The following is a 23,118-nucleotide window of genomic DNA, read 5'->3' as shown; positions in this document are numbered from 1 at the left end:
CGCACTGGCGGTCCCGTGCGGCGAGAAGACGTCGCCGGATTCGAGATCGATGGCCAGCGAATCGCCCTCATGGACCCACAACGCGGTATTCGCAAGCCAAAACAACTAGATGCGGCGATCAGCATTCGGACAGTCTTCTCCGTCGACCTTGATCGGCGGCCGTATGACGACGAGAGGGGTCCCGACGGGTACCTGCGTTACAAGTGGCGGGGAACCGATCCCAACCATCCAGAAAACGTTGCGCTACGACGTGCGATGCAAGCCAATCTTCCGCTGATTTGGTTTCAAGGAATTGCTACGGGGTTGTACCTACCGATTGCTCCCATCTGGTTCGTCGACGAAGAGCCTGTCGATCTCCAGTTCGTGGTCGCATTCGACGAGCAGCAGCGAGATACCTGGGCTCGAACTGACGATGCACGCGTGATCGACCTCCGGCGGGCATACGCAGATCGCATTGTCCGGGAGCGCCTGCATCAGCCCGTATTCCGTGAACAAGTTCTCACGGCCTACGAGAATCGCTGCGCGCTTTGCCGCCTTCGCCATCGCGCGCTTCTCGACGCCGCCCATATTCGCGGCGACGCACAAGGGGGCGAGCCCGTCGTCACAAATGGCATCGCCATGTGCAAGATCCATCATGCTGCTTTTGACAACCGGTTCATGGCTGTGCGCCCTGACTACGGAATCGAGGTTCGCGCTGACGTGCTCATCGAAGAAGACGGCCCGACGCTCAAGCACGCTCTTCAGGGACTCCACGGCCGCAGCATCGAGGTTCCTCGACGAAGGTCCTTGCGGCCCAGTTCTGCACTTCTAGAAGAGCGGTACGAAGAGTTTCTCAGCGCCAGCTGAGGCAGGGTGGGCTACCGACGAGGCTCCACTGTCTCTGTCGTTCCTGCGACAACCCTTGGCCCGTACTTCCGTTGCGCTGCTTGCTTCGACACCCCGAGCATGGCCCCGATCATGGACCAACTTCGACCCTCGACTCGTGCTGACCGCACAGCCTCTACAAGCTCTTCGTCGATGGTGTCACGTCGAGTCGCGAGTTCGCTGATGAGCCGAAGCGATGCGGTGTCGGCTTCGACGAGATCTGCTGGGTCAACTCGATCCGCCCACTCTTCCAGCGCCTCGGCGCGCTGCGCTCTCGTCAGGCTCATCGTTTCAACGAACCTCTCAAGGGCTCTTGGTGAACAGCCATGGCATGAATGATCGCAGCTGCGTCAGAGTTTGGCGGCGATTTTTTGCAGCGTGTTCCAGTTGCGGGCGGTGGCGACGATGCCGAGCCTCTTCTCCAGGTACGCGTAGGAGAGGGTCATTGCCTTGACGCCGTCTGGCGTCCAGACGAATGCCTCGGTGCCTTCGATCGCGATGGCCTCGGGATTGTGGTCCTCCGCCAAGAGCGTGGCCACGGCCTCAGGATCGGGCTTCTCGGAGAGGAAGTTCACCAGGTAGCGCGAACCGTCGGTGACGGTCCCACGAAACGGATTGCGGTCGAGCACCGCACGAATCTGGCCTGCTGTTCGAGCGACGCAAGGAACGTTGACGTCGAACTCTTCGGAGAGCAACTGCTGCCCTGCGGCAACGACCTCCTCGGGCACCGCCGATGCAGCCGTGAGAATCACGTTCCCGCTTTGCAAGACGGTGGCCACGTCGAAATAGCCCTCGTCGGCCAGAACCGACCTCAGCTCCGCCATCGGCACCCGGTTGTGAGTTCCGACGTTGATGCCGCGGGGCATGACGAGATAGCGCTCAGTCATTGGCGGTTGGGGATGTCGATGAGGCGACCTCGTGGGATGAGGCGGTCGGGGTCGTGCGCCTGCTCCTGGTACATGAGCGGGTGCGGCGCCATGGGCAACGAGAGCTCGCTCGGCGACACGCCGTCGGTCGGCAGCGCCTTCACCACGAATCTCTGCGGCGACGTCACCGGCACAGCATGCCTGAGCCCGGCGTTTCCCGATTCCCGTCTCGGCCGGTCTTCACAGCGCAACAGGCTGTCAGCGGCAGGCCCGGCGGCGATGTTCGGCTTGTAAAGAGCGGCGAAGTCCTTGACGTTCTCGGTGACGATTGCACGGCCGTCTGAGATCGCAGTGATGAACAATTCGGCATCGGGTAACCCCACCAGTTCGCTGCGCTCCTTGACGGCGACAACATCGTGTCCGAGCAGTCGCAGCTCAGCGGCGACCGCTGGCGCGTGCATCTCGTCCAGAAGCGGCCTCACCCTGGGAGCAGTCGATGCTCGTTTTCCCAGACAACCAACTCGGGTTCTGCCGCTTCGTCGTTCCGGGCGATCTCAGATTCGATCTCGTCCGTGTACTCAGCGTAGTAGCGACTGGCTGTTCGGACCTGAGACTCTGCGAGACCCATGTGGGCAGCCGCACTGACAGCTCGTTCATCGAGGCTGCCTCGCAGGTCTCTCAACAGTCCGACGATCTCCCACACGTCGGGCCCCGCTGCCAGACCAGCTCGGCGACCAGTCGGCCCGTCGCGGAAGACGACCCCCGGGTGAGCCTCCATCCGCAGGCCCTCGTCGATCCCCCCCCCCCCCCCCGATCGATGCTCAGTTGCGGACGAGGCGGAAGACGGGGATCTCGCGGCCGTGCTCGCCGGCGCTCTTCTCGTACTCGGCGAATTGCGGCATCATCGCAGCCTGGGCATCGAAGAGCCGCTTGCGCTCGTCGCCTTCGGTGAGATGCGCTGTGGCTTCCCAGGTCTCAGTACCGACCTCAACCGTGACCGTCGGGTTGGCAACGAAGTTGTAGTACCACAGCGGATTCTCAGCAGCGCCACCCTTGGAGGCGATGACCACGATGTCGTCGCCGTCGGTCGAGTACACGAGCGGCGAGCACAGCTCACGGCCGGTCTTTGCGCCCGTCATCGTGACCAGGATCATCGGAGCGCCCTTGAGCCAGCCGCTGCAGTTGCCGTCGTTCTCGCGAAACTCCTTGATCACGCCTTTGTTCACCTTGAGAAAGTCCATCGGGTGCTCCTGCCAGACGAGCTTCTGCCTCGTCACGTCGTGGATGCCGCGCCACAGCGACGACGGCGAACGTTAGCGGTACGCCTCGGGGTTGCTCAGGCCGAGTCGTCGCCGTCAAGGCTCGGTTCGTTGTGCCGTGGCAGGGCCGTCAAATTCCACCGCTGCGCCGCGCGGCAGCTCAACTACCACCGCAGCACCGCCCAGAGCAGCCGATTCGCCGATCTCGACCGTTCCGGAATGCCGATCGACGATTGCCTTGACCAAGGACAGACCGATGCCGGCGCCGCCGGAGTCACGCTGCCGGGATTCGTCGAGACGTACGAACCGGTCAAACACCCGCTCCCGGTCGGCAGCGGCGATGCCAGCCCCGTCATCCTCGACCACTGCCCGCACGGCGTCCGCGGAGCTCATCGTGATGATCTGCACCCGACTCGCGGCGTGGCAAACGGCGTTCTCCACGACGTTGAACACCGCACGTTCGATCTGTGTGCTGTTGCCAAGTGCCAGAGCGGACCCATTGGAGGAGACAGCGATGTCGACATCGGCATCGTCCAGCCGGCTCGCGACCTCCCTGCACACCGTTGAGAGATCGACCGTCGAGAAATCCCGGTCATCGCGCTGTGCGTCGAGTTGAGCCAAGTCCAGCAGGTCTGCTGCCAGACCCTGCATTCGCAGGGCCTCGGCCTCGATCTTCGGGGCCAACGCAGCAAGCCGCCGGGGATCGCTGCTGATCTGGGCAATCTCCGACACGGCGACGATGGTCGCCAGTGGTGACCTGAGTTCGTGACTGGCGTCTGCCACGAACGCTCGCTGGCGATCGGCGGCGGATTCGAGCCGGTCCAGCATCTCGTTCATCAATCCAGCCAGCTCTGCTATCTCGTCGTCGCCGCTGGGTTCCGGTACTCGTTCATCAAGTGTCGACCCGCTGATCGCTGCGACGCGGCGGGAGATGTCGCGCACGGGTCGCAACGTCCGCCCGACCGTGATCCAGGTCGCGACGCCGAGGAGCAGCACGACAACCGGCACGATGATCTTCAGCGCATCTGCCACGGCGTCGACGCCGTCCTGAACCTCTTGTATCGATGCCTCAGCGAGTTGCTCGTTTCGCAGATCACTGCTGGAGGCTTGCTCTGGGTCGCCAGCAGAGCCATCGGCATCCCGCTCGGCCATGGGTGCACCGTCGTCGTGGGCTGCACCGCCTGCGGCACCCTCTGCGTCGTCGCTCTCGCTGGACCCTTCGCCACTGGCCGCATGCGAAGCCGACTCCAATGCATCGCCCAGTGCAGCCCGCGCATTGTTGGCAAGGTTCCGCTCCACGAGCTGCACGATCACTATCGAGGCCGTCACCAGCACGAGCGCGGTCGCCATCGTTGCCGCCAACGTGGTCCGAACCTGGACAGAGCCGAGCCTCGGGAGCCTCATATCGCCGGCTCGACTATCCGATATCCGACGCCGCGCTGGTTGGTGATCGTCCTGACTCCGAAGGGCTCATCGAGTTTGCGACGCAGGTACCCGATGTACACCTCGACGATCTTGGGGTCGACGTCAGTGTCGAATCCCCACACCCTGGCGAAGATCTCCCGTTTCGAAACGGGTGCCCCGCCGGCGCGCATCAACACTTCCAGCACTCCGAGCTCGGTCCGGCTCAGGCCAATCTCGTGACCCTGACGCCGAACTGAGACAGTCGCCGGATCGAACACCAGGTCCCCCACCTCCAGCACCGCTGGCCGCGGAGTCGCCGGCCGGCGGGCGAGAGCCCGCAGACGGGCCAGCAGCACGACGAACGAGAACGGTTTCGCCAGGAAATCGTCTGCACCGGTGTCGAGCGCCTCGGCTTCGTCCCACTCGCCGTCTTTCGCGGTCAGCATCAGGATCGGTGTCCAGTCGCCTTCTTCCCGCAGTGTCCGACAGATCAGATAGCCGTTGAGGCCCGGCAGCATGATGTCCAGAACAATCACGTCGTAGCTGCCCTCGCGAGCCCGCCACAGGCCCGCAGCGCCATCATGCTCGACGTCTGCATTCATTCCGTGCTCTGCCAGACCGTCGCGGATCACTTCCGCCAAGTTGACTTCGTCCTCAACCAGCAGAACACGCACGTGCCCATCTTGGCCGAGATATGCCTAAAGGAAGCTGAGAGAAAACTGAGAAGACAGGTGGTAGTTCTTACCGGTCTCTCAGGGTTCGGGAGCGACTATGCGTCTCGATGAGGTCGCTACCGCGATCGAAACCAAGGAGCCCTTCACTCATGACCAATCGCAAATGTTCTGTTGTCGCCGCACTGGCCCTGTGCTTGGGCCTGCTGCTCGCCGCCTGCGGAGGCGACAACGAATCCGAAGGCGAACACGCCGGCGGCGAATCCTCCGGCGAACACGGCGGCGGTGAGTCCTCCGGTGAACACGGTGGCGAAGAGTCCTCGGGCGAACACTCCGGTGGCACCGAGAGCGCTGAGGGCGACGAGGAATCCGGCACGCAATACACCAAGAACGAGTCGTTCGACGAAAGCCGCAGGGGCGCCCGTCTCGTCCTTCGCTACGACCCCGACCAAGATGCCTTTGTCGGCACCGTCACCAACACATCCGACGCCGTGCTCGACCAAGTCCGCGTCGAAGTCCACCTGTCCAACGGTGTCGAACTCGGACCTACCACCCCAGGCGACCTGCATCCCGGCGAGTCAGCCCAGATCGCCCTCCCCGCGGACGGTGAGCAATTCGACACCTGGAGCGCCCATCCCGAGTCAGGCAGGGACGAGCACGGGACCGGACACGAGGGCGAGGGAGATGCCGAGTAAGTCGGGCCGTCGAACGAGAGCTACTCCGACGCAGCTGGAGGACGGTCGTCTCAGGCCGGGTTGCCGTCCTGGGTCACCACGTCCTGCATCTCGCGGACGTGACGCAGCCACAGACCGCCGCCGTTGTACGGGCGAGGGTCGTAGGAGCGGTGCCCGAGCAGCCGCTGGACGCGCTCGCTGCACCCTGAGAGTTCGCCGAGTGCGAAATCGAGCGGACTGGCTTCCTCGGGGGTCAGCCAGCCAGCTACGAAGCTGACGTGCATCGCCCGGCGCCACTGATCGGCTGTGAGATTGGCGCCGCCCCCGTGCAGTACATAGCCCGAGTAGACCAGCGCGTCCCCCGGCCCAAGCTCAGCCGGCACCGAGGGGCGCTCCTCATAGCGAGCAAGCTCGGCCTGCCGATGGCTGCCCGGCACCACCCGGGTCGCGCCGAGTTCCTCGGTGATCTCATCGAGACCGATCATGGCGCTGACGGTGACCTCGGGGGAATCGGGCCACGTCGCCTTGACGAACGCCCACCAGTTGTTTGCGTCGCGGTGCAGCATCTGCTCCGGCTCCCCCGGCCCGATGTACATCACCTGGGCGGTGTTCAGCCAGTACGAGCCGCAGACCGGCAGCAGCATCGCATCGGCGATGGCTGCATACAGCTCGTTGTCGAGAATGTCGAAGAACGCCGGCGACAGCCGAGCCAGGCTCGAGAAACGGATCGTGCTCGCGCCGACGAACCGCTTGCCGTCCTCGCCAAGCCCTTGGGTCGCTCCTCCCGGCTCGACACCTTGGGCGAAGTCGTCGGCGGCAGCACGCATCTGGGCGATGGTCTCAAGGGGAAACATGCCCTCGACGATCACGCCGCCGTCGTCACGCAGCGCCTCGAGGACGGGTTCTGGCCCCGCTGCAGCGGGAGTCCTCTGGAGCGAACGGATGGCGGTCATGCTCACGGCGACACCTCTCGAAGTCTCTGGCCTGCACACCGAGCGATCGACGATGACGCTACTCGTCATCCGCTGCCTCTCATCCGTCGGAACTCCCCTTGCCCACGCCTCTTGGCGTGCGAGAGCAATTAGTTGTCGACGAGTGCTTGCAGGTCGGTGCACGCTTTGTAGAGGACACGCGCAATCTGAAGGCTCGGCGGCACGTCCAGTCGTTTGCGATAGGTCGTGAACTGGTCCTCTGCGACCGGTTCAAAGCAGAACATGCCGACGGCGTCCACGACCTGTTCGGCAGTCGAGGCCCACCTGAGCGCGCGGTCAAAGTCCGATTGGCCAACCACGCGTACACCTACGAAGAAATAGATCTTCGGCTCGATGCCCCGGAGCCATGTTGTGATGTCGCCACCGCCGGCTCCCCCAGTGCGCTGGCCCTCGCCCTCAGCCGTGCGCCTTCGGCTGTACTCGCCCTTGAGATCAATGCTCTTGAAGGCCAGCTCCTTGACGCGCTTGTCGATGTCTGCCGAGCCAGGCCGCCCAATCGGATTTTGCCTCGGGTTGTTGGAGTGCTTTGGCGTCCCGAACATCTTCGCCTCGAGCAGGAACCGGATTGGGCCCTCATCCGGGTAAGCACCGTCAAGGTTGTGGACAGGAACGATCAGCCCGGGAACCCGAGACCTCGTCGCCAAGGCTTCGATCCCGGCGCAGCTCTGGAGCAAGACGGCGAGCAAATCGTTGAAGAAGTCTCCCTTGCCATTTTGCAGATCAGCAGTGAGTTCGGATTTCGCCTCGTCGTTCAGGTCAGCTCCGGCAGTGGCGGCAACGGAAGTGTCGAATGCCTCCATTGCTTTCAGGAAGGCGTCCTCGACCTGTTCCCAGCTTCCATACCCTCGCTGAACTGCCTCCTGGAAGACGGGGACGAACGGGCTGCAATGAGGGCTGGTCATCCACCGAGGCGTCGACGTCGCGCTCATTGACTCCTCTGTCCTAAACCCGTGCTGAAGACCTTCGAGCCGCAAGTGCGGCGAGCGTGCCTTCGTCGAGTCCATAGATGCTCGCGGCCGTCTTGGTTGCTGCCCTGGCGTCTCGGCGGCGAAACGCTGTGCGTAGCTCGTCTGCGTCCCCGGTTGAGACATCAGCCGGAAACGGCAAGCGGATCTTGCGCAGGTATTGCGCTTGGAAGCGATACGTCCCACCTCGCATCTTGACGCAGTAGGCCCCAACGAAGAGGTTCGCGATATCAGACAGCAGGAGGCCGCCAAGCACTTCGAGGTCCCAGACATCCGAGACGACGAAGTAGAGGTTGTGGTGGGGGTAGTAGTGCCCCTCGTCGAGCACCGGATGAGCAGCCGACTTGATGTCCGGGATCAGCAGCTTGGGTCGTTCCCGCAGTCCAGGGGTCACACGGTCGATTGTTCTGTACCAGGTGCTCGGCCGTCGCCTCGCAACGTGCCGGCGGCGTACCCGTGACTCGTGGACTCGAAAGTACGCAGCAAGACGGGGGAACTCGACGAGGTCCACGAGCCGCCCGTCCTCCCATGGGTTGATCAAGTAGCGGCCGCCCCACTTCGGTTGCCCGCTGACGATGTCGCCAGCAGTCACGAGAGGCAGCAGCCGATCGTCCTCGATGCCCTGCGGGGCATCAGAGATGTAGACGTCATCGCAGCCGGTCGCGACGCCGATTCCGACTCGCGTCCCGGTCCGCGGATCTTCCAGCGGAGGGAATCGGGATTCGAGGTCTGCCAACAGTTCGAGGACGTGGGGCGAACCTGTCGGCCAGTGGTCGCCGCCTGTGAACCATCCCCTCAGCTCCGCGACCTCGAAGGAAGCGTCGGCCGGCTCCTCGTCTGCTTCTGAGCGAAGCCAGGGTGCAAGACGGCGGCTTGCCGCTTCGTCGAATGAAGGACGGGCCTCGACGAGCTTTACCCGTCCTTGCGGCGCATTGCGCAGAACGGTGATGGCTGGGTAGGAAGACACCGAGGCTTCGAATGCGTCGGCGTCGTGCATCTCGATGAGCGCTTCAAGTGCGTACCGGTCGCCGACAAGCTGGCGCAATCGGGCGCCGTACTGGTTGCGCATCCAACGATCAGCACAGATGAACCCGAGACGGCCGCTTGGCGCCAGCAGCGCCAAGCCCTTCTCGAAGAACCCGACGAACAAGTCTGCTCGGCCCCGCATCGTCGAGCATTCGGACCGGTAGGCGTCGCTGACTTCGTCCGGTATCTGCTCCAGCCGGACATACGGCGGATTGCCAACCACGAAGTCGGCGACGTCGTCCCCATGATCGGTGAGCAGGAAGTCGCCCGTCGTGACCCAGCTTTGGGTCAGGTGCTCGGCAGTGCTTAACGACTCGCCGAGTTCCAACAGCTTCGCGGTGACGGCCTTGCGCGTGTGGTCGGCGTTGTGCGCCAGTAGGTCAAAGCCCCGGACTGCGTCGTCGAGATCAGCGAGTACTCGCCCATGCATTGCGCTGGATTCGGACAGCCGCTCGACGATGGGAAGCAGGAAGGCCCCGCAGCCACACGCCGGTTCCACGATGGTGGATCCACCGAGGTCAGCCTCCGGCCGGTACCCGACCAGGTCCAGGATGAGGTCCACCACCCACCGGCGAGTGAACACCTCGCCGTGCTCGCCCTCAGGGTTCGGCGTCCACGCCGGAGGCGGCAGTGCCTCGCTCGTCAACGTCAACTGGGTACCCCTCATCGCCGAGCCCCGACTCCTATCGCCAAACTACATCCGTGTAGCTCCACAAGCCGCGACGCTAAGACCGCCCTGTGACAAGCCCGTCACACCCAGGCCCGAACCACTGGCCCAAACAGCATGACCGTCACACCCCCTCTCTAATCTCGCTATGGACATCGAGCGAAAATCGAGCGAGCGCTGCCGTTGGTGTTCCTTAGCTCTCTATGCCTCCCTTGCCCTATACGTTGCACTCGGTTGATCGACAGAGGGCGCCGCTACCCAAACGGCGTCAGCTGAGGGCGAAACTGATCCGAGTAGCGTCGCTGAGCGAGGGCAATCGAGGATTCAGGGGGTACCGATGGACATCGTCAACGTTGACCACGACCGGGCTGCGCAGTTCACCGACGAGGTCGTGGAGCTGGTCTACGCCACCGGACCGTCGACCTATGACTACCAATTTGGCTCCCGCACGGCGTTGGACCGCCTGCTGGGCGACTCGTGGCTCGCCAGAGGCACGCTCTATGGCTTCGACGAGACCATGCTCGCCCTCGACGGCGACGATCTGCTGGGCATCGAGATCGGGTTCTCCGGTCCGGAGTTCGACCGTCGCAAGAAGACCCTGCGGCCGCTGTGGCAACCGATGCTCGACGACGGCGTGGTCACGCACGACGAGCTTGCCGAGATCGGCCGACGCTCCTACCTCGCCAGCTACCTCAACGTCGTCATCCCCTCAAGTGCCTACTACATCCATGCGCTGGCGGTCCGGCCCGATCGGCACGGCCAAGGAATCGGCGCTGCGCTGATGAAGGACGCCATCGAACGGGCCACCGACGAGGGATACCGGGTGGTCCACCTCGATGTGCTGTCCGACAACCCTGCCGTCAAGTTCTACGAGGCATTCGGCTTCGAGGCGCTGGCACAGACCATCGCGCCCGTCCCCCACAGCCACGGCATCCCGATGGAACAGCGAATGGCGCTCGACCTGCGCTGACCCGCAGCCGAAGCTGGCATTGTTCGCCGGTTCCGACAAATCCCAGGGGGATGACCGTGACTGACTTCGTTCGCACCGACGACGCGCACTTCGACGCACTCAGCGACTGGAACTACGAGCCCCGGTACCACCAGTGGAAGGACCTGCGCGTCCACTACATCGACGAGGGGCCGAGCGACGCACCCGTCATGCTCCTCCTGCACGGCATGCCGACGTGGGCGTACCTCTACCGGACAATGATCCCGGGCCTCGTCGACGCGGGATATCGCTGCATCGCTCCCGATCACCTCGGCTTCGGCCGCAGCGACAAGCCGACCGATCCGAACTGGTACTCGATCGCCCGACACACCGAGGTCCTGACCTCGCTCGTCTGCGGCCTCGATCTCTCGGACATCACCGTGGTCTGCCAGGACTGGGGCGGCCCGATCGGGCTCGCCCAGGCGGCGATGATGCCGGAGCGATTCAGCCGGCTCGTCATCATGAACACCTGGCTCCACCACCCAGAGTTCGAATACGACGAGAGCTTTCTCAGGTGGATCGACGCCTGGCGTCCCGGCGGCCGCTATGCGCATCCGCGCCCGAGCATCGGGCTCGTGCCCCTGCTGGCCGGCCGCGTCGTCCGCTCACGCGACGTGGTTCCCGCGATCAAAGCCGGCGTCGAACCGGACCTAGAAGGCGAAGCTGCCGTGAGGTATGCGGGGTTCTCCGCCCCCTTCCGCGGCCTTCCTGAGGAGGGATTCAACGGCGCCCGCTGGTTCCCGCTGTCCATCCCCGTCGGCGACTACGACAGCGGCAACGGCGCCGGGCAGGCCCTCCACTACCGGGTGCTGCTGGGCTGGCATAAGGCCACCCACTTTGTGTGGGGCGCCCAAGACGAAGGCTTCAACGAGGAGTGGGGTCGCACCTGGGCCCGGCAGATGAATGCACCGATCGACGTGCTGCCCGACGCCGGCCACTTCCTGCAATTCACTCACGGCCCCGAGATCGTCGAGCACATCCTGCGACGCGCCGACGCGTAGCCGGCCGAGCGCAGCCGGTCGCCTCGGGGCTGGCGACAACTACTCCTTGTAGGCGACCACTTCGATCTCGATGAGCGCCCCGGGAATGATGATCCCGGCGATCACGGTCGTGCTTGCGGGCGGGTCCGTCGGGAAGTACTTCTTCCGAGCTGCGCTGTACTCGCCGTACTGCTCGGCGCCGGTGATGAACGCTTGCAGCTTGACGACATCGGACATCGAGAAGCCTTCCTCGCTCAGCGCGAGGCTCATGTAGTCGAAGATCTCCTCGGTCTGCCCGCCCATTCCCTTGCTCAAGTCGTTCGCGATGGAACCCGAGATGTAGATGGACGGTCCGGCTCGCACCGCTACGGAGAAAGCCCCCGATCGGATGAGCTCAGGAACCGGATGGGCCTCGATGAGTGCTTCTGAAACTATGACCTTGCCAGCCATCAATCATTCCCCCTTGTGATCGGATGCGATTCTTGGTCTCGTCATGTTCCCACGACCATCAGGTCAAGAACCGAGGCTTCTCCACGCCGTAGTCGCCCCACATCGATTGTCGTCTGATCGCGTTGGGTCCGCGGAACTCCGGTATCACGTACTTGCCGATGAGCTCGATCGCCTTCAGGTGCTGTGAGACGCCGAGATCGTCGATACGCAAGACGATCTCGTCGACACCCATCGCCTCGAGACGCTTGATTCGCTCGACAAGGTCGTCGGGCGTGCCGATCATGATCGTCGGGGTGAACTCTCCAAGGGCCAGGGGATCGTTCTCGTGTTCCTTCATCTTGCGGATCTCGTTGATGCCCTCGAAGCCCGACCGCTGATCCAGCTGGTCGTACATGTCATACGTGCTTCGGAAGAACCTGATCACGTCGTGGCGGGATTCCTCGACGGCCGCTTCCCGGGTTGCAGCGCAATGACTCGTGAGAGGGCAGAAGCAGAGCGACGTGTTGACCGGGTACTTCGCAATCGGCTCCGGTGTCTTGCAAGCGTCGCGGTACAGCCCAATGAGCCCTTCGAGGTAATCCCAGCCCAAGTACGAGTCGTTGGTAATGGCCCCAAGGCCCATGTTTCCCGCAATCGTGTGTGTCTCGGGACTGATGGTGACCACCCAGATCGGAAAGAGCTCGTCCCGGTAGAGCCGCGGGGTCACCTCGATCGGCGGGATCTTGTAGAACTCGCCGTGGTGCTCCATCGGGAACTCCGTGAGCGCCTTCACTGTCACTTCGAGGCCTTCGCGCCACTGAGCCCGGGTGTCGGAAGGGTCGACCTCGAACGGATCCAGCGTCTTTACGTTGTTTGATCGAGCCGTGCACAGCTCGACTCGACCGTGAGACAGGATGTCGACTGTCGCCAAGTGATTCGCCACCTTGATCGGGTGGTTGAACTTCAGCATCAGGATCGACATGAATCGGAGCTTGATCCGGCTCGTGCGCATCGCGACTGCGCCGTAGAGCGTCTCGGGCGCAGCGATCGTGGCACCAGGGGCAAAGTGCTGCTCAGAGGTTCCCCAGAAGTCCCACCCCATCTCCTCGCAGAGCTCCGCCTCGCGGATGACCTCGTGCAGCCGGTGATGATGGGTCATCCCCCGCGGTGTCGTTCCCTCGCTCAAGAACCCGAACCGCATGAGTCAACTCCCCCTGCGTGCGCGCTTTGATGCCCCGGCGCAGCGCAATCATCCTCGCACAGGCCTCTTGCGGAGGTCCCGGGCGCGCATGGTTGATCAGAACGGCCGGTTGACGTACAGGCTCTTGCGCCCAGTGACAGGGTGCGTCCGCACGATCGGGTGCTTCTGGTCCGGAAACTGCTCGGCAGTTTCAGCACGTTTGCGGTCGCTCATGCCGCGCCCGAACGCTTTGATGTAGGAGTGAATCGCAAAACGGCCGTCGATCTGCTCCTTGACGTCGTCGGGAAGCCGTTCGTAGGCCATTTCCATGTTCGCAAAGCAGGTGTCGCCGCCGTAGGGCGGCACGATGCGGCCCATCAGGACCGAGCCGAGCGGAGGGCACTCACGGAACGTCACATCGGAGTGCCAGGTCTCAGCCGCATAGAAGCTCTCAGCCGTCGACTCCAGCACTAGGACCTCCGGGTGATCGTCCACGTGCGGCGCGAAGGGGTGAATCTCCAGTTCGCCCAGTGCCCGCCCATACGCCACATGCTCAGCCTGAGTGAGCTGCTGATCCCGGAAGAACAGGACCTTGTGGGCCAACCAGGCGTCCCGCAGCTCGGCGATCAGCTCGTCGTCAAGCTCCCGCAGGTCGACGTTGGCGATCTCGGCACCGATCGAGCCGGTGAGCGGCGCTACTCGTATGCGGTTGTACTCGTTCGGCTCCACCGCATCGACACGCACGTCACTCCCCTTCCGAGGCTCGCGACACATACTGTCAGCAATGGTCGATTCATCGCGCAAGTGAGTGCACATGAGCAGAACGACACCTCCGGCCGGCCCCGTGTCGCTGTGCCGGCCGGACTGGCTGTACAAGATCGTCGTCGACTATGCGGGTTTCGGCGCGCATCTGACAGGCACAGATGCAGATCGCTCCACAGCCGATTGGCTCACGAATCTGATCTCTGAGATCGGCGGAACGGCGACTTTCGAGCCCTTCGCCTTTGACCGTTTCGACGTGCGCGCCAAGCTGGTTGCCAACGGCCGAGCGGTGCCGTCGGTTCCGCTCTACTACAGCGCGACTGGCAGCTTCGACACCGACGACGCGCAGGTGGTCAGGTTTGGCGCCGGCGTTGCAGGCTCGGCCCCGGCATTCGAGGAGCGGCTGCGCAGCCTGGACTCACGAGCCGTTGTCATCGCCGTCGACGGGCCCGACGAACTGCCGGTGCAGTGCAATCGCTTCCCGACCAAGATGCTCGGTCTGCCAGGTATGATCGTGCCCGGCAACTGGTTCGATCGGCTCGGCAAGGCCCAGCTGAGACTCCGGTTTGACGCCTCGATCGAGCCGGCGACCAGCGCAAACGTTCTGGCGACGTTCGGTTCGGCGGATTCGCCGGCGATCGCCGTCACTACCCCGCTGACTGGATGGACGCCCGCCGCCGGCGAGCGGGGCACCGGGCTCGCAGCCGCCCTCGCTGTCGCGGTGGAGCTGTCAAGCGAGTACTCCGTGTACTTCTCGGCGTGCAGCGGGCATGAGATTGACCACATCGGTCTTCGCCATCACCTCGCTCAGCGTGACGTGCGGAGCGTGCCAGTCGTCCACTTCGGCGCATCGATCGGCGCTGGAGCGGTTGAGCCCGGCGTCTCGGGAGCGCTCGAGCTTGCTTCGACGCGGATGGCGCTGACGACCGCTACCGGACCATGCAGGGCAGATATCGCCGAATTGACGACAGGTGCCAACTGGACCCTGCGCGATGTCGAGCCTCCCTGGCCGGGCGAAGGCGGCACGTGGCAGGAAGCCGGAACTTCGGTGTTGTCGTTCCTGGGACCGTTCACGCTCTTTCACACCGCCCACGACACACCTGAGCGGGCCACGACGCCAGAGGCGCTCCAGCTGGCGACAACAGTCGCCCTCGCAGCCGCTCGCCGATTTCTTGAGGATGCAAGTCAGTGACGTCACGGCAAGCCAAAGCCAAGATCTGCGAGCCAGGACCGACGACCTGGGCGGCCCCCTGAATTCTCTTGGGCATGAGCACACCTCCTACGCTGAACCCTTCAGTCCGACGCACACGCTCTGGCGACCTCTTCACGAACTGACACGCCCAAACCGCAAAGGAACGCTCGATGACCGACACGGCACCTGTAGACGATTGGGATACCGACTACGACATCTTCGACCCGGGATACGTGACCGATCCAGCGCCCGTGTGGGAGGAGTTGCGTAGCCAATGCCCCATCGCCCACAGCGAAAGGTGGGGCGGCTCCTACTTGCCCACCAAGTACGACGATGTCCAAGCCCTCGCCAAGATGGTGCCTGAGCTGTCCAGCAGAGACATCTTGGTGACATCGTCGCCGCCGGAAGTCATCGAGGAGCTTCGAGCAGACCCGGACTTCGAGAAATACGGCACCAACGCCGCTCCCATCTCCGAAGATCCGCCCATCCACGGCTGGACCCGCCGCCTGCTGCTTCCCCACTTCTCGCCACAGGCAGTGGAGGCACACCGCCAGTACACCCAGGAGCTCGCCGATCGCCTGATTGATGAGTTCATTGATGCGGGCAAGGTCGACGGAGCCGGGCAGTACGCCCAGCAGATTCCGCCCCGTGTCATCGCTCACCTCCTGGGAATCGACGAGAGCCGGGTGGATGAGTTCACCCATTGGGTGCGATGCATATTGGAACTGGGGCTCGCCAAACCCGAACTTCGCATCGAGTACCGAAAGGTGATCCGGAAGTTCTTCCATGAAGTCGTTGAGGAGAAACGGGCCAATCCCGACGACGGTTTTGTCTCGTCGCTGCTGGCGGGCACTGACGACCATGGCAACCCGATCGATCCCATGATGGTGGTGGGCATGCTCAATCTGCAGCTCATTGCAGGCATTGACACCACATGGAGCTCGATCGGCTCGGCCCTGTGGCACTTTGGCACTCACCCTGCCGACCGTGAACGCATGGTGGCCGAGCCCGACCTGTGGCCTTCAGCCATCGAGGAGTTGCTGCGCTTCTACGCACCGGTCACGATGGGCCGCCGTGCCACCGAGGACGTGAAGGTACGCGGCGTCACGATCCCCAAGGGGAGCAAGGTGCTGATGAACTTCCCGGGTGCCAACCGCGACCCCGAGATGTTCGAGCACCCCGACGACGTCATCCTGGATCGCCCCCACAATCGCCACATCGCGTTCGGCGCGGGCATCCATCGCTGCGCGGGCTCAAACCTGGCCCGCCTCGAGATGGACATTGCGCTGCGCACCTGGTTCGAGCGCATCGGGGACTTTGAGGTGAGCGAGCCCGACGAGGTGACCTGGGCAGGCGGACAGGTCCGCGGCCCTCGCTACCTCCCGATCCGCTTCCCGTCGACCGGCTGACGCTGCGCAACTGCGGCGTGCCCTCCATGAACCGCGACGACAAGGCGGCCAGCCCTGATCCGGTGGGTCCAAAGGCGCCGACGCCGTTCACCGTCTCGGCCAACTCCGCGGCGGCCGCGATCTCCTTCGACGACCCTGGCGACTTCGATCGAGCAACCCGGGGACTCATCACCCAGCTTGACGGCGGTCGAGTCACCCTTGGCGACCACGTCGTGTTCGACGTCGCCCGCCATGACTTCGTCACTGAAACGGCCGAGGCTCCCCCCTCGGTGCACCCAGGGCTGTGGCGGCAGGCCCGCCTCAACGTCAACCACGGGCTGTTCGAGGTGGCCGACGGCGTATGGCAAGTCCGGGGCTACGACATTGCGAACATCACGTTCATGGCCGGCACCGACGGCTGGCTGGTCATTGATCCGCTGACCAATGCGGCGGCGGCTGCGGCCGCGCTGGACTTAGCCAACCGCACCCTCGGCGCTCGCCCGGTGACCTCGATCATCTACACCCACTCCCACGTCGACCACTTCGGCGGCGTGCTGGGCGTGACGACTCACGAAGCCGTAGCCAGCGGCGACGTCCAGATCGTCGCCCCCGATGGATTCCTCGAAGAAGTGGTCAGCGAGTTCGTCATCGCAGGGCCGATCATGGGCCGGCGGGCGGCATACCAGTTCGGTCCCCTGCTGGCGCCCGGACCGCTCGGGCATGTCGACTGCGGTTTGGGCTCGGCGATGGGCTTGGCACGGTCAGACCTGCTGGCCCCGACTGACACCATCACCGAGACCGGCGAGGAACGGACCCTCAGCGGCATCCGGATCGTCTTCCAGAACACGCCCGATGCCGAGGCACCCGCCGAGATGAACTTCTTCTTCCCGGACAAGCGGCTGCTGTGCATGGCCGAGAACTGCACGCACACGCTGCACAACCTGTACCCGATCCGCGGTGCGCAAACCCGTGACGCACTCGCATGGAGCAAGTACATCCAAGAAGCGACGGACCTGTGGGACGCCGACACCGACGTCATGTTCGCAAGCCACCACTGGCCCCGGTTCGGCAAGGACGACGTGCGGGCCTTCCTTTCCTTGCAGCGAGACGTGTACCGCTGGATGCACGACCAGACGATGCGGCTGGCCAACCAAGGGTTGCGGCCCACCGAGATCGCAGCCCAGCTTCGCCTGCCCGCCGAGTTCGACCAGTCCCACGTGCAGGGGTACTACGGCACGGTGTCGCACAACTGCCGCTCGGTGTACAACCGCTATCTCGGCTGGTACGACGGCAATCCGGCCAACCTGGATCCGCTTCCGCCAGTTGAGGCAGGCTCGAACTACGTCGAGTTCATGGGCGGTGCCGAAGCCGTGCTGGAGCAGGCGCGCCGATGCTTCGAGCGGGGCGAATACCGCTGGGTTGCCCAAGTCGTCAATCACGTGGTCTTCGCTGACCCGTCGAACCAGGAAGCTCGCAACCTGCAGGCCGACGCGCTCGAGCAACTCGGCTACCAGTCCGAGTCGGCGACGTGGCGCAACGCCTATCTCATGGGTGCAAAGGAGCTCCGCGAGGGCAGTCCCGACTGGGGCCGAGTTCCCACCCGGGACATGTCAGGGGCCATGACCGCCGAGCATCTGTTCGACGTGATCGGCGTCCGTTTTGATCCTGCTGCGTTCGACGCAGGTCCGTTCACGTTGAATGTCCACCTCACCGATCTCGGTGAGAACCACGTGTTCGGCGTCGGCCGCTCGGCCATCCACCACAGGCCCAATGCCGTCGATCCCGATGCCTCGGCTTCGATCCGCACCGACCGGGCAACATTGGCTGCGGCGCTCAACGATGTGGCAGCGCTCGAGCGAGCCGAAATCTCCGGCAATCAGGAGTTGGTGCGAGCGCTGCTCGAAAGCCTGACAGTGTTCACCACGGCACCCCTGATCGAACCCTGACCCCGGCACCCTGGGAGACACCCATGCCGCTCGACAAGCCCTACCTCGACGTGCCCGGCACCACCATTTTCGATACCGAACAAGCCCGGAAGGGCTATTGGCTCAACCAGTTCTGCATGTCGTTGATGAGTGAGGCGAACCGCGAGCGGTTCCGTGCCGACGAGCGTGCCTACGTCGAGGAATGGAACATGTCCCATGAGCAGAAGGCCAGTGTGCTCGACCGCGACTTCAACCGCCTGATCGGCCTCGGCGGCAATATCTATTTCTTGGCAAAGATTGGCGCCACCGACGGCTTGTCGTTCGTCCAGATCGTCAGCTCAATGACCGAGAACGACGAGGAGGGCCACAAGGCGATGATGCTCGCTGGCGGCCGATCTCCCGACGGCAACCGCTACCTGAGCGAGTGGGAGGCGCAGCAGTGAGCGCTCGCATCACCGCCAGTGTCTTCACGAGCCACGTGCCCGCCATCGGCGTCGCCATCGACCAGGGCAAGACCGGCGAAACCTACTGGCAGCCGCTGTTTGCAGGGTTCGAACCGGCCCGAGCGTGGATCCGGGAGAACCCGCCCGACGCCGTGATCCTCGTCTACAACGACCATGCCAACGCGTTCGGGCTTGAGATGATCCCGACGTTCGCCCTTGGCCTGGCAGCGAGCTACGAACCCGCCGACGAAGGCTGGGGACCCCGGCCCGTGCCAACCGTCCACGGCCACCCGGAGCTGGCGGCGCACATCGCGCACTCCGTGATCCAGCAGGACTTCGATCTGACCCTGGTGAACGAGATGACGGTCGACCACGGGCTCACGGTCCCGCTGTCGATCATGTTCGGCCAGCCCCCGGCATGGCCCTGCCCGGTCGTGCCGCTCGCTGTCAACGTCGTGCAGTACCCGGTCCCATCGGGCCGGCGCTGCCTGCAGCTCGGCCAGGCCATCCGGCGCGCCGTCGAGAGCTTCGACAACGATCTCAACGTTCAGATCTGGGGCACCGGCGGCATGAGCCACCAGCTCCAAGGGCCTCGCGCCGGTCTCATCAACCAGCCGTGGGACAAGGCATTCATGGATCGACTGATTGCCGATCCCGCCGGTCTAGCCGGCATGCCCCATATCGACTACGTCCGCGAGGCCGGCTCCGAAGGCATCGAGCTGGTCATGTGGCTCATTGCACGAGGGGCGATGGCCGACTGTGCCGATGTCGCCGACCCGGCCGGCCGTGCCGACAGTGCCGCGCCCACAGTTGTCCACCGCCTATATCACGTGCCGGCCAGCAACACCGCCGTCGGCCAACTCATCCTGGAAGATCACTCCTAGCGCTCTCGCGCCTGTGTCCGGCGACACTGAAAATCCGGCGCTACCAGCGTCGCTAGCGTTAGACGACGATGTCGATCACGGGTGACCCAATTCTCGGCGAGGACGCCGACCTCGACGTCACCGAAATGGGCAAACGCCAGCGCAACAAGCTGGACAAGCAGCGGCGCATCGTTGCCTCTGCCACCGCCCTCTTCCAAGAAAAGGGCTTCGAGGACACCACCACCGCGGAAATCGCCACGGCCGCAGGAATTGGCGCAGGCACGCTCTATCTCTACGTCGAGTCGAAAGAGGAGCTGCTCGTCAGCGCATTCGTCCACGTGGCAGGCGAGGCGTGGACCGAAGCCTTCGAGCTCGTCGACCGCTCAGCGAGTGTGGTCGATCAGATCATGACGCTGCTGCTCCACGTCACCGACCACCACGAAGCGGATCGCCGACTGGCTCGATCGTTCTTCAAGGAGCTCCCCTATGTGAGCAGGTCCGGCCGTACCGGTACCGAAGCATTCACTGACTGGTTCTCCAAGCAGCTCGCCTCGCTGCTCGACGACGCGAGCGCTAACGGCATGCTCAACCCTGATGTGCCCAAAGCCACGCTCGCCTTCAACCTCTATTCGCTCTGGCAGGTCCTCATGCGGCGCCTCGTCACAGACAGGATCGCCTACGACGAGATGGTGACCCAGCTCGAAGACGCCGTCCGAGTCGCGGTGTGGGGATTGACGCCAGAAGCCTGAGCCCTCACGCAACCTTTCGCTCAGACCGTCGGCCGCAATTCACTGTGCAGAAATGCCGCCTCAGGCGGCAAAATTGCGCAAAGAACCCGGAGGCTTCGTGATTCAGGCCGTAACGTCTCCGCGCCGCCTGTCAGGCGAGGTTGGCGCCGCCGTCACTGTGGATGAAGCGGCCGGTCATGCCCCGTGACGCTTCGGATGCGAGGAATACGTAGCTCTCGGCGTGGTCCGCGGGGCCGAGAGCGACATCGAGGGGGCTGCGCTGGCGGATGGACTCGGCTCGATCCGGTTCCTGCCCGAGCGATCGGTCGTGCAAACCCAGGGAGCGAAGGCCACGCAGGTCGGTGCTGTGCGTGCCGCCTGGGGCAACCCCGTTCACCCGTATCTCCGGTGCAAGCTCGTGGGCGAGCGACATCACGCAGCCCCGCACGGCGAACTTGCTGGCCACGTACAGGATTCCCCCGCGGCCGGGCATGAAGCTGCTGGTCGAGCCGGTGAGAATGATCGACCCCCGGCTCTCGCTCAGAGGCTCGATGGCAGCCCGGACCGCCAGCAGCATGGAACGCACATTGACGTCCATGGCCTCGGTGAACGCTTCGTCGAGGACGTCATGGGGAAGCTCGGCCAGCCCGAGGTAGTAGTCGAAGAGCCCGACGCAGCTCACCAGCGTGTCGATGCCCCCGAATGCGTCGAGCATCGCCGCCACAGCGGCGTCGTTGTCGTTCGCGCTCGTGGCGTCGCCGCAGATGACAGGCCCGGCCGACACCTCGGCCAACGCCTCGCACTTGAGCGGATCGATCTCCAGCGTGCCCGCGCTGGCTCCCTCGGCCAAGAAGGCGTCATGCACACCTCGGCCGATGCCTGAGCCTGCCCCGATGATCAGTGCTCGTTTGCCGGCCAGCCTGCTCATGGAGAGATCGTCACAGGAAGATGGCCAGGTTCTGGGTGCGCAGCACCGATTCGTCGATCTGGATGTCCCTCGATCGCAGGCGCATCCCGTCCGGCGTCGGTACCAGGACGTCGGTCCGACCGGCGGACAGCAAGCTCGGTGCTGTCCGGTCGCCACGAGAGCGATACAGCAGCACCGCCGATTCCACGATGAGCTCGTCGCCGTCGCCCTCGAAGGTCCGGACATTGGAGATGTGGTGGCGGATCCGGCTCTGGGGATCCTCGGTCCACGCGTAATCGGTCCCGAACCGCTGCACTCGCTTGGACAGCGAGAACCAGTCCTCGTCGAAGTGATCCATCGTCTGCACGTCGGCCTCGTCGGCTGCTTTCACGGCCGTGACTCGCACCGGCATCCGGTAGCGGATCTGCGGATCCATGAGCTCAAGCCATCCCTCGAAGTCGGCACTGTCAAGAAGGTGCGCTTCCTCCACCAGGAATTGCGCAGCGGACTGGTGCCGCGAGTCGCTGTATGGCAGCGGGGCCCGGGCCCGCTGCAAACTCATGCGAGCGTCTCCCCCATGCCGAAGGCGATCATCTCGCGTTCGGGTGCTGGCCGGGAGACCAGTTCGGCCCACATCGAGAACCAGTGGCGCTGGTTGTGCTCGCCGAAGCCCTGGTACGCCGTGCCTGGGCCACCGAAGCCCTCGAATTGCTCGACAATCGGATCGCCGTCGAGCGTCAGGCCCATGCGGTTGTTGAGGAGCAGATTTCGTGCCATTGATCCCCGTGCCATCGTCGTGATCGACACCCAGTTCTCGACATCGTCCTGCTCGAACATCCCCGACGACCCGAAACACATCAAGTACGCCTTGTACGAAGCGGCCTTGTAGTCGTCCGGGGCATCGGCCGCCACGCAGAACCACGAGTACACCTCGGTTTCGCCGGGTCCGACGGGCTGCCACAGGCGCACCGAGATGAACGGCGTGATCCGCCCTTCGCCGTCGGTCTGGGGCCAGTTGTGGACGAAGCTCAGGTTGGGGAACAGCGTCGCCGCCGACGGCATGAAGCCCGACTCCCCTGCCAGCGCACGTTGGGGAGCACTCAGCCTCTCCTCCATGCGGTCGATCATCTCGTCGGGGTAGCCGACGTACTGCAGTCCTGTTCTGAACCCGTTGCCCGCCGGCAGCTTGTAGGTGGTGCCGCCGCCGGGTCCCGCGTGCCACAGCACGCCCTCCTTGCGCTTGTAGGGCTTCGGCTCGCCGAAGAGCTCAATGTCGACCACGCTCGCGTGGGTGTGGGGCGTGTGGTAGCTGTCGCCCATGAAGTTCTCGGCACCGATCTTCCAGTTCGCCTCGATGCGCCAGCGCTGCGGGCCGCGGAACTCCATCCCCGCAGCGCTCTGGCCGGTGTAGAAGTCGAGGTAGAATGCAAAGTCCCCCAGCCAGGTCTCGAAGTCGGGGGCGTCCGGGTCGAGGCTGGCGAAGATCATTCCGTTGTGAACTGCGATCGACGGGGCCGGCAGGAGTGCCTGACCTTCCTTGATGAAGCCCGCATTGCCGCCGTAGGCGTCCGCGTGGAACGGCAGCCCGGCGAGTTGGCCGTCGTTGCGGTAGGTCCATGCGTGGTACGGGCACCGGAATGTCCGGGCGCTGCCGCGTTCGGCACGGCAGACCTGCATGCCTCGGTGGACGCACATGTTGAACATCACATGAATCTGTCCGTCGCTGTCGCGGGTAACCAGGAACGAATCGTCCAAGATGTTGCGGACGACGTAGTCGTTCGGCTTGGCGATCTCGAACTCGTGGGCCAGGAAGTTCCACGACCGGCCGAACAGCCGAGCCCGCTCCAGCTCGAACACTTCGGCGTCGTTGTACAGGTATGCAGGAATGAGGCCCTGACGCACCGCGGCGGTGACCTCGTCGATCTCCATAAGTCCTCCCCCGTGC

Annotated in this window: 26 protein-coding genes; 10 read left to right on the top strand and 16 right to left on the bottom strand. The window is 64.1% G+C overall.

The window, feature by feature from the left end; genetic code table 11:
* Positions 1 to 69 precede the first annotated feature (69 nt).
* A complete protein-coding gene (locus tag ACOQPH_RS04935; protein WP_420623613.1) occupies positions 70 to 846 on the top strand; it encodes an HNH endonuclease in 777 nt (258 codons plus the stop codon).
* Between the two features lie 11 nt (positions 847 to 857).
* Here the strand turns inward: ACOQPH_RS04935 and ACOQPH_RS04930 are convergent, their stop codons facing one another.
* From ACOQPH_RS04930 to ACOQPH_RS04900, 7 genes are all read right to left on the bottom strand, one after another.
* On the bottom strand, positions 858 to 1,151 hold the full coding sequence (locus tag ACOQPH_RS04930) for a hypothetical protein (RefSeq protein WP_420623612.1): 294 nt from the start codon (positions 1,149 to 1,151) through the stop codon (positions 858 to 860).
* A 63-nt stretch (positions 1,152 to 1,214) separates the two neighbouring features.
* Positions 1,215 to 1,751 carry a DUF1697 domain-containing protein gene (locus ACOQPH_RS04925; protein ID WP_420623611.1) on the bottom strand — a complete coding sequence of 179 codons (537 nt, stop codon included), beginning with the start codon at positions 1,749 to 1,751 and terminating at the stop codon, positions 1,215 to 1,217.
* Positions 1,748 to 2,212, bottom strand: coding sequence for a DUF5615 family PIN-like protein (locus ACOQPH_RS04920; protein WP_420623610.1), 465 nt, complete (start codon positions 2,210 to 2,212; stop codon positions 1,748 to 1,750). Before ACOQPH_RS04920 ends, ACOQPH_RS04925 begins: the two co-directional genes overlap by 4 nt.
* Entirely contained in the window at positions 2,209 to 2,508 is a 300-nt protein-coding gene (locus ACOQPH_RS04915; protein WP_420623609.1) for a hypothetical protein, read from the bottom strand. The genes ACOQPH_RS04920 and ACOQPH_RS04915 overlap by 4 nt, the downstream gene beginning before the upstream one ends.
* Positions 2,509 to 2,551: 43 nt before the next feature.
* The gene (locus tag ACOQPH_RS04910) at positions 2,552 to 2,971 is read right to left on the bottom strand and encodes a nitroreductase family deazaflavin-dependent oxidoreductase (RefSeq protein WP_420623608.1); all 420 of its coding nucleotides are present in this window, start codon (positions 2,969 to 2,971) and stop codon (positions 2,552 to 2,554) included.
* A gap of 114 nt (positions 2,972 to 3,085) precedes the next feature.
* Positions 3,086 to 4,339 (bottom strand): sensor histidine kinase, encoded by a 1,254-nt coding sequence (locus ACOQPH_RS04905; protein WP_420623607.1) that lies wholly within the window; start codon positions 4,337 to 4,339, stop codon positions 3,086 to 3,088.
* 50 nt (positions 4,340 to 4,389) lie between these two features.
* On the bottom strand, positions 4,390 to 5,067 hold the full coding sequence (locus ACOQPH_RS04900; RefSeq protein WP_420623606.1) for a response regulator transcription factor: 678 nt from the start codon (positions 5,065 to 5,067) through the stop codon (positions 4,390 to 4,392).
* Positions 5,068 to 5,216: 149 nt separating this feature from the next.
* Here ACOQPH_RS04900 and ACOQPH_RS04895 point away from each other — a divergent pair, with 149 nt between their 5' ends.
* A complete protein-coding gene (locus ACOQPH_RS04895) occupies positions 5,217 to 5,759 on the top strand; it encodes a hypothetical protein (protein ID WP_420623605.1) in 543 nt (180 codons plus the stop codon).
* A 50-nt stretch (positions 5,760 to 5,809) separates the two neighbouring features.
* On the opposite strand, the gene ACOQPH_RS04890 is transcribed toward ACOQPH_RS04895, so the two are convergent.
* The 3 genes from ACOQPH_RS04890 to ACOQPH_RS04880 all read right to left on the bottom strand — a co-directional run bounded on the left by ACOQPH_RS04890 (position 5,810) and on the right by ACOQPH_RS04880 (position 9,373).
* Complete coding sequence (locus ACOQPH_RS04890; RefSeq protein WP_420624309.1) at positions 5,810 to 6,691, bottom strand: phytanoyl-CoA dioxygenase family protein; 882 nt, start codon at positions 6,689 to 6,691, stop codon at positions 5,810 to 5,812.
* Positions 6,692 to 6,819: 128 nt separating this feature from the next.
* Positions 6,820 to 7,659: a hypothetical protein gene (locus ACOQPH_RS04885; protein WP_420623604.1), complete on the bottom strand. Its 840-nt coding sequence runs from the start codon at positions 7,657 to 7,659 to the stop codon at positions 6,820 to 6,822.
* 13 nt (positions 7,660 to 7,672) lie between these two features.
* Entirely contained in the window at positions 7,673 to 9,373 is a 1,701-nt protein-coding gene (locus tag ACOQPH_RS04880) for an Eco57I restriction-modification methylase domain-containing protein (protein ID WP_420623603.1), read from the bottom strand.
* 352 nt (positions 9,374 to 9,725) lie between these two features.
* On the opposite strand from ACOQPH_RS04880, the gene ACOQPH_RS04875 reads away from it, so the two are divergent.
* Entirely contained in the window at positions 9,726 to 10,358 is a 633-nt protein-coding gene (locus ACOQPH_RS04875) for a GNAT family N-acetyltransferase (protein WP_420623602.1), read from the top strand.
* A gap of 56 nt (positions 10,359 to 10,414) precedes the next feature.
* The gene (locus ACOQPH_RS04870; RefSeq protein WP_420623601.1) at positions 10,415 to 11,377 is read left to right on the top strand and encodes an alpha/beta fold hydrolase; all 963 of its coding nucleotides are present in this window, start codon (positions 10,415 to 10,417) and stop codon (positions 11,375 to 11,377) included.
* A 39-nt stretch (positions 11,378 to 11,416) separates the two neighbouring features.
* On the opposite strand, the gene ACOQPH_RS04865 is transcribed toward ACOQPH_RS04870, so the two are convergent.
* The 3 genes from ACOQPH_RS04865 to ACOQPH_RS04855 form a co-directional block, all read right to left on the bottom strand.
* Positions 11,417 to 11,806: a RidA family protein gene (locus ACOQPH_RS04865; RefSeq protein WP_420623600.1), complete on the bottom strand. Its 390-nt coding sequence runs from the start codon at positions 11,804 to 11,806 to the stop codon at positions 11,417 to 11,419.
* Between the two features lie 58 nt (positions 11,807 to 11,864).
* Positions 11,865 to 12,986, bottom strand: coding sequence for an LLM class flavin-dependent oxidoreductase (locus ACOQPH_RS04860; protein WP_420623599.1), 1,122 nt, complete (start codon positions 12,984 to 12,986; stop codon positions 11,865 to 11,867).
* A gap of 96 nt (positions 12,987 to 13,082) precedes the next feature.
* Positions 13,083 to 13,709, bottom strand: a complete 627-nt coding sequence (locus ACOQPH_RS04855; RefSeq protein ID WP_420623598.1) for a TauD/TfdA dioxygenase family protein — start codon at positions 13,707 to 13,709, stop codon at positions 13,083 to 13,085.
* A gap of 70 nt (positions 13,710 to 13,779) precedes the next feature.
* On the opposite strand from ACOQPH_RS04855, the gene ACOQPH_RS04850 reads away from it, so the two are divergent.
* From ACOQPH_RS04850 to ACOQPH_RS04825, 6 genes are all read left to right on the top strand, one after another.
* Positions 13,780 to 14,919 (top strand): hypothetical protein, encoded by a 1,140-nt coding sequence (locus tag ACOQPH_RS04850; protein ID WP_420623597.1) that lies wholly within the window; start codon positions 13,780 to 13,782, stop codon positions 14,917 to 14,919.
* 170 nt (positions 14,920 to 15,089) lie between these two features.
* Entirely contained in the window at positions 15,090 to 16,328 is a 1,239-nt protein-coding gene (locus ACOQPH_RS04845; protein WP_420623596.1) for a cytochrome P450, read from the top strand.
* Between the two features lie 26 nt (positions 16,329 to 16,354).
* Positions 16,355 to 18,253 (top strand): alkyl/aryl-sulfatase, encoded by a 1,899-nt coding sequence (locus tag ACOQPH_RS04840; protein ID WP_420623595.1) that lies wholly within the window; start codon positions 16,355 to 16,357, stop codon positions 18,251 to 18,253.
* Positions 18,254 to 18,276: 23 nt separating this feature from the next.
* On the top strand, positions 18,277 to 18,675 hold the full coding sequence (gene ligA / locus ACOQPH_RS04835; RefSeq protein ID WP_420623594.1) for a protocatechuate 4,5-dioxygenase subunit alpha: 399 nt from the start codon (positions 18,277 to 18,279) through the stop codon (positions 18,673 to 18,675).
* Positions 18,672 to 19,559 carry a class III extradiol dioxygenase subunit beta gene (locus ACOQPH_RS04830; RefSeq protein WP_420623593.1) on the top strand — a complete coding sequence of 296 codons (888 nt, stop codon included), beginning with the start codon at positions 18,672 to 18,674 and terminating at the stop codon, positions 19,557 to 19,559. Before ligA ends, ACOQPH_RS04830 begins: the two co-directional genes overlap by 4 nt.
* A 68-nt stretch (positions 19,560 to 19,627) precedes the next feature.
* Entirely contained in the window at positions 19,628 to 20,287 is a 660-nt protein-coding gene (locus ACOQPH_RS04825; RefSeq protein ID WP_420623592.1) for a TetR/AcrR family transcriptional regulator, read from the top strand.
* Between the two features lie 130 nt (positions 20,288 to 20,417).
* Here the strand turns inward: ACOQPH_RS04825 and ACOQPH_RS04820 are convergent, their stop codons facing one another.
* The 3 genes from ACOQPH_RS04820 to ACOQPH_RS04810 are packed head-to-tail and all read right to left on the bottom strand — an operon-like array spanning position 20,418 to position 23,102.
* Positions 20,418 to 21,194, bottom strand: a complete 777-nt coding sequence (locus ACOQPH_RS04820) for an SDR family oxidoreductase (RefSeq protein WP_420623591.1) — start codon at positions 21,192 to 21,194, stop codon at positions 20,418 to 20,420.
* A 10-nt stretch (positions 21,195 to 21,204) separates the two neighbouring features.
* Positions 21,205 to 21,735 carry a 3-phenylpropionate/cinnamic acid dioxygenase subunit beta gene (locus tag ACOQPH_RS04815; protein ID WP_420623590.1) on the bottom strand — a complete coding sequence of 177 codons (531 nt, stop codon included), beginning with the start codon at positions 21,733 to 21,735 and terminating at the stop codon, positions 21,205 to 21,207.
* Positions 21,732 to 23,102 (bottom strand): aromatic ring-hydroxylating oxygenase subunit alpha, encoded by a 1,371-nt coding sequence (locus ACOQPH_RS04810; RefSeq protein WP_420623589.1) that lies wholly within the window; start codon positions 23,100 to 23,102, stop codon positions 21,732 to 21,734. The genes ACOQPH_RS04815 and ACOQPH_RS04810 overlap by 4 nt, the downstream gene beginning before the upstream one ends.
* Positions 23,103 to 23,118: the final 16 nt, after the last annotated feature.

Source organism: Candidatus Poriferisodalis sp. (genome assembly GCF_965221945.1).
Lineage (GTDB): Bacteria > Actinomycetota > Acidimicrobiia > Acidimicrobiales > Poriferisodalaceae > Poriferisodalis.
Note: the sequence above shows the minus strand (reverse complement) of the source record. Positions and strands in the feature narration are given on the sequence as shown.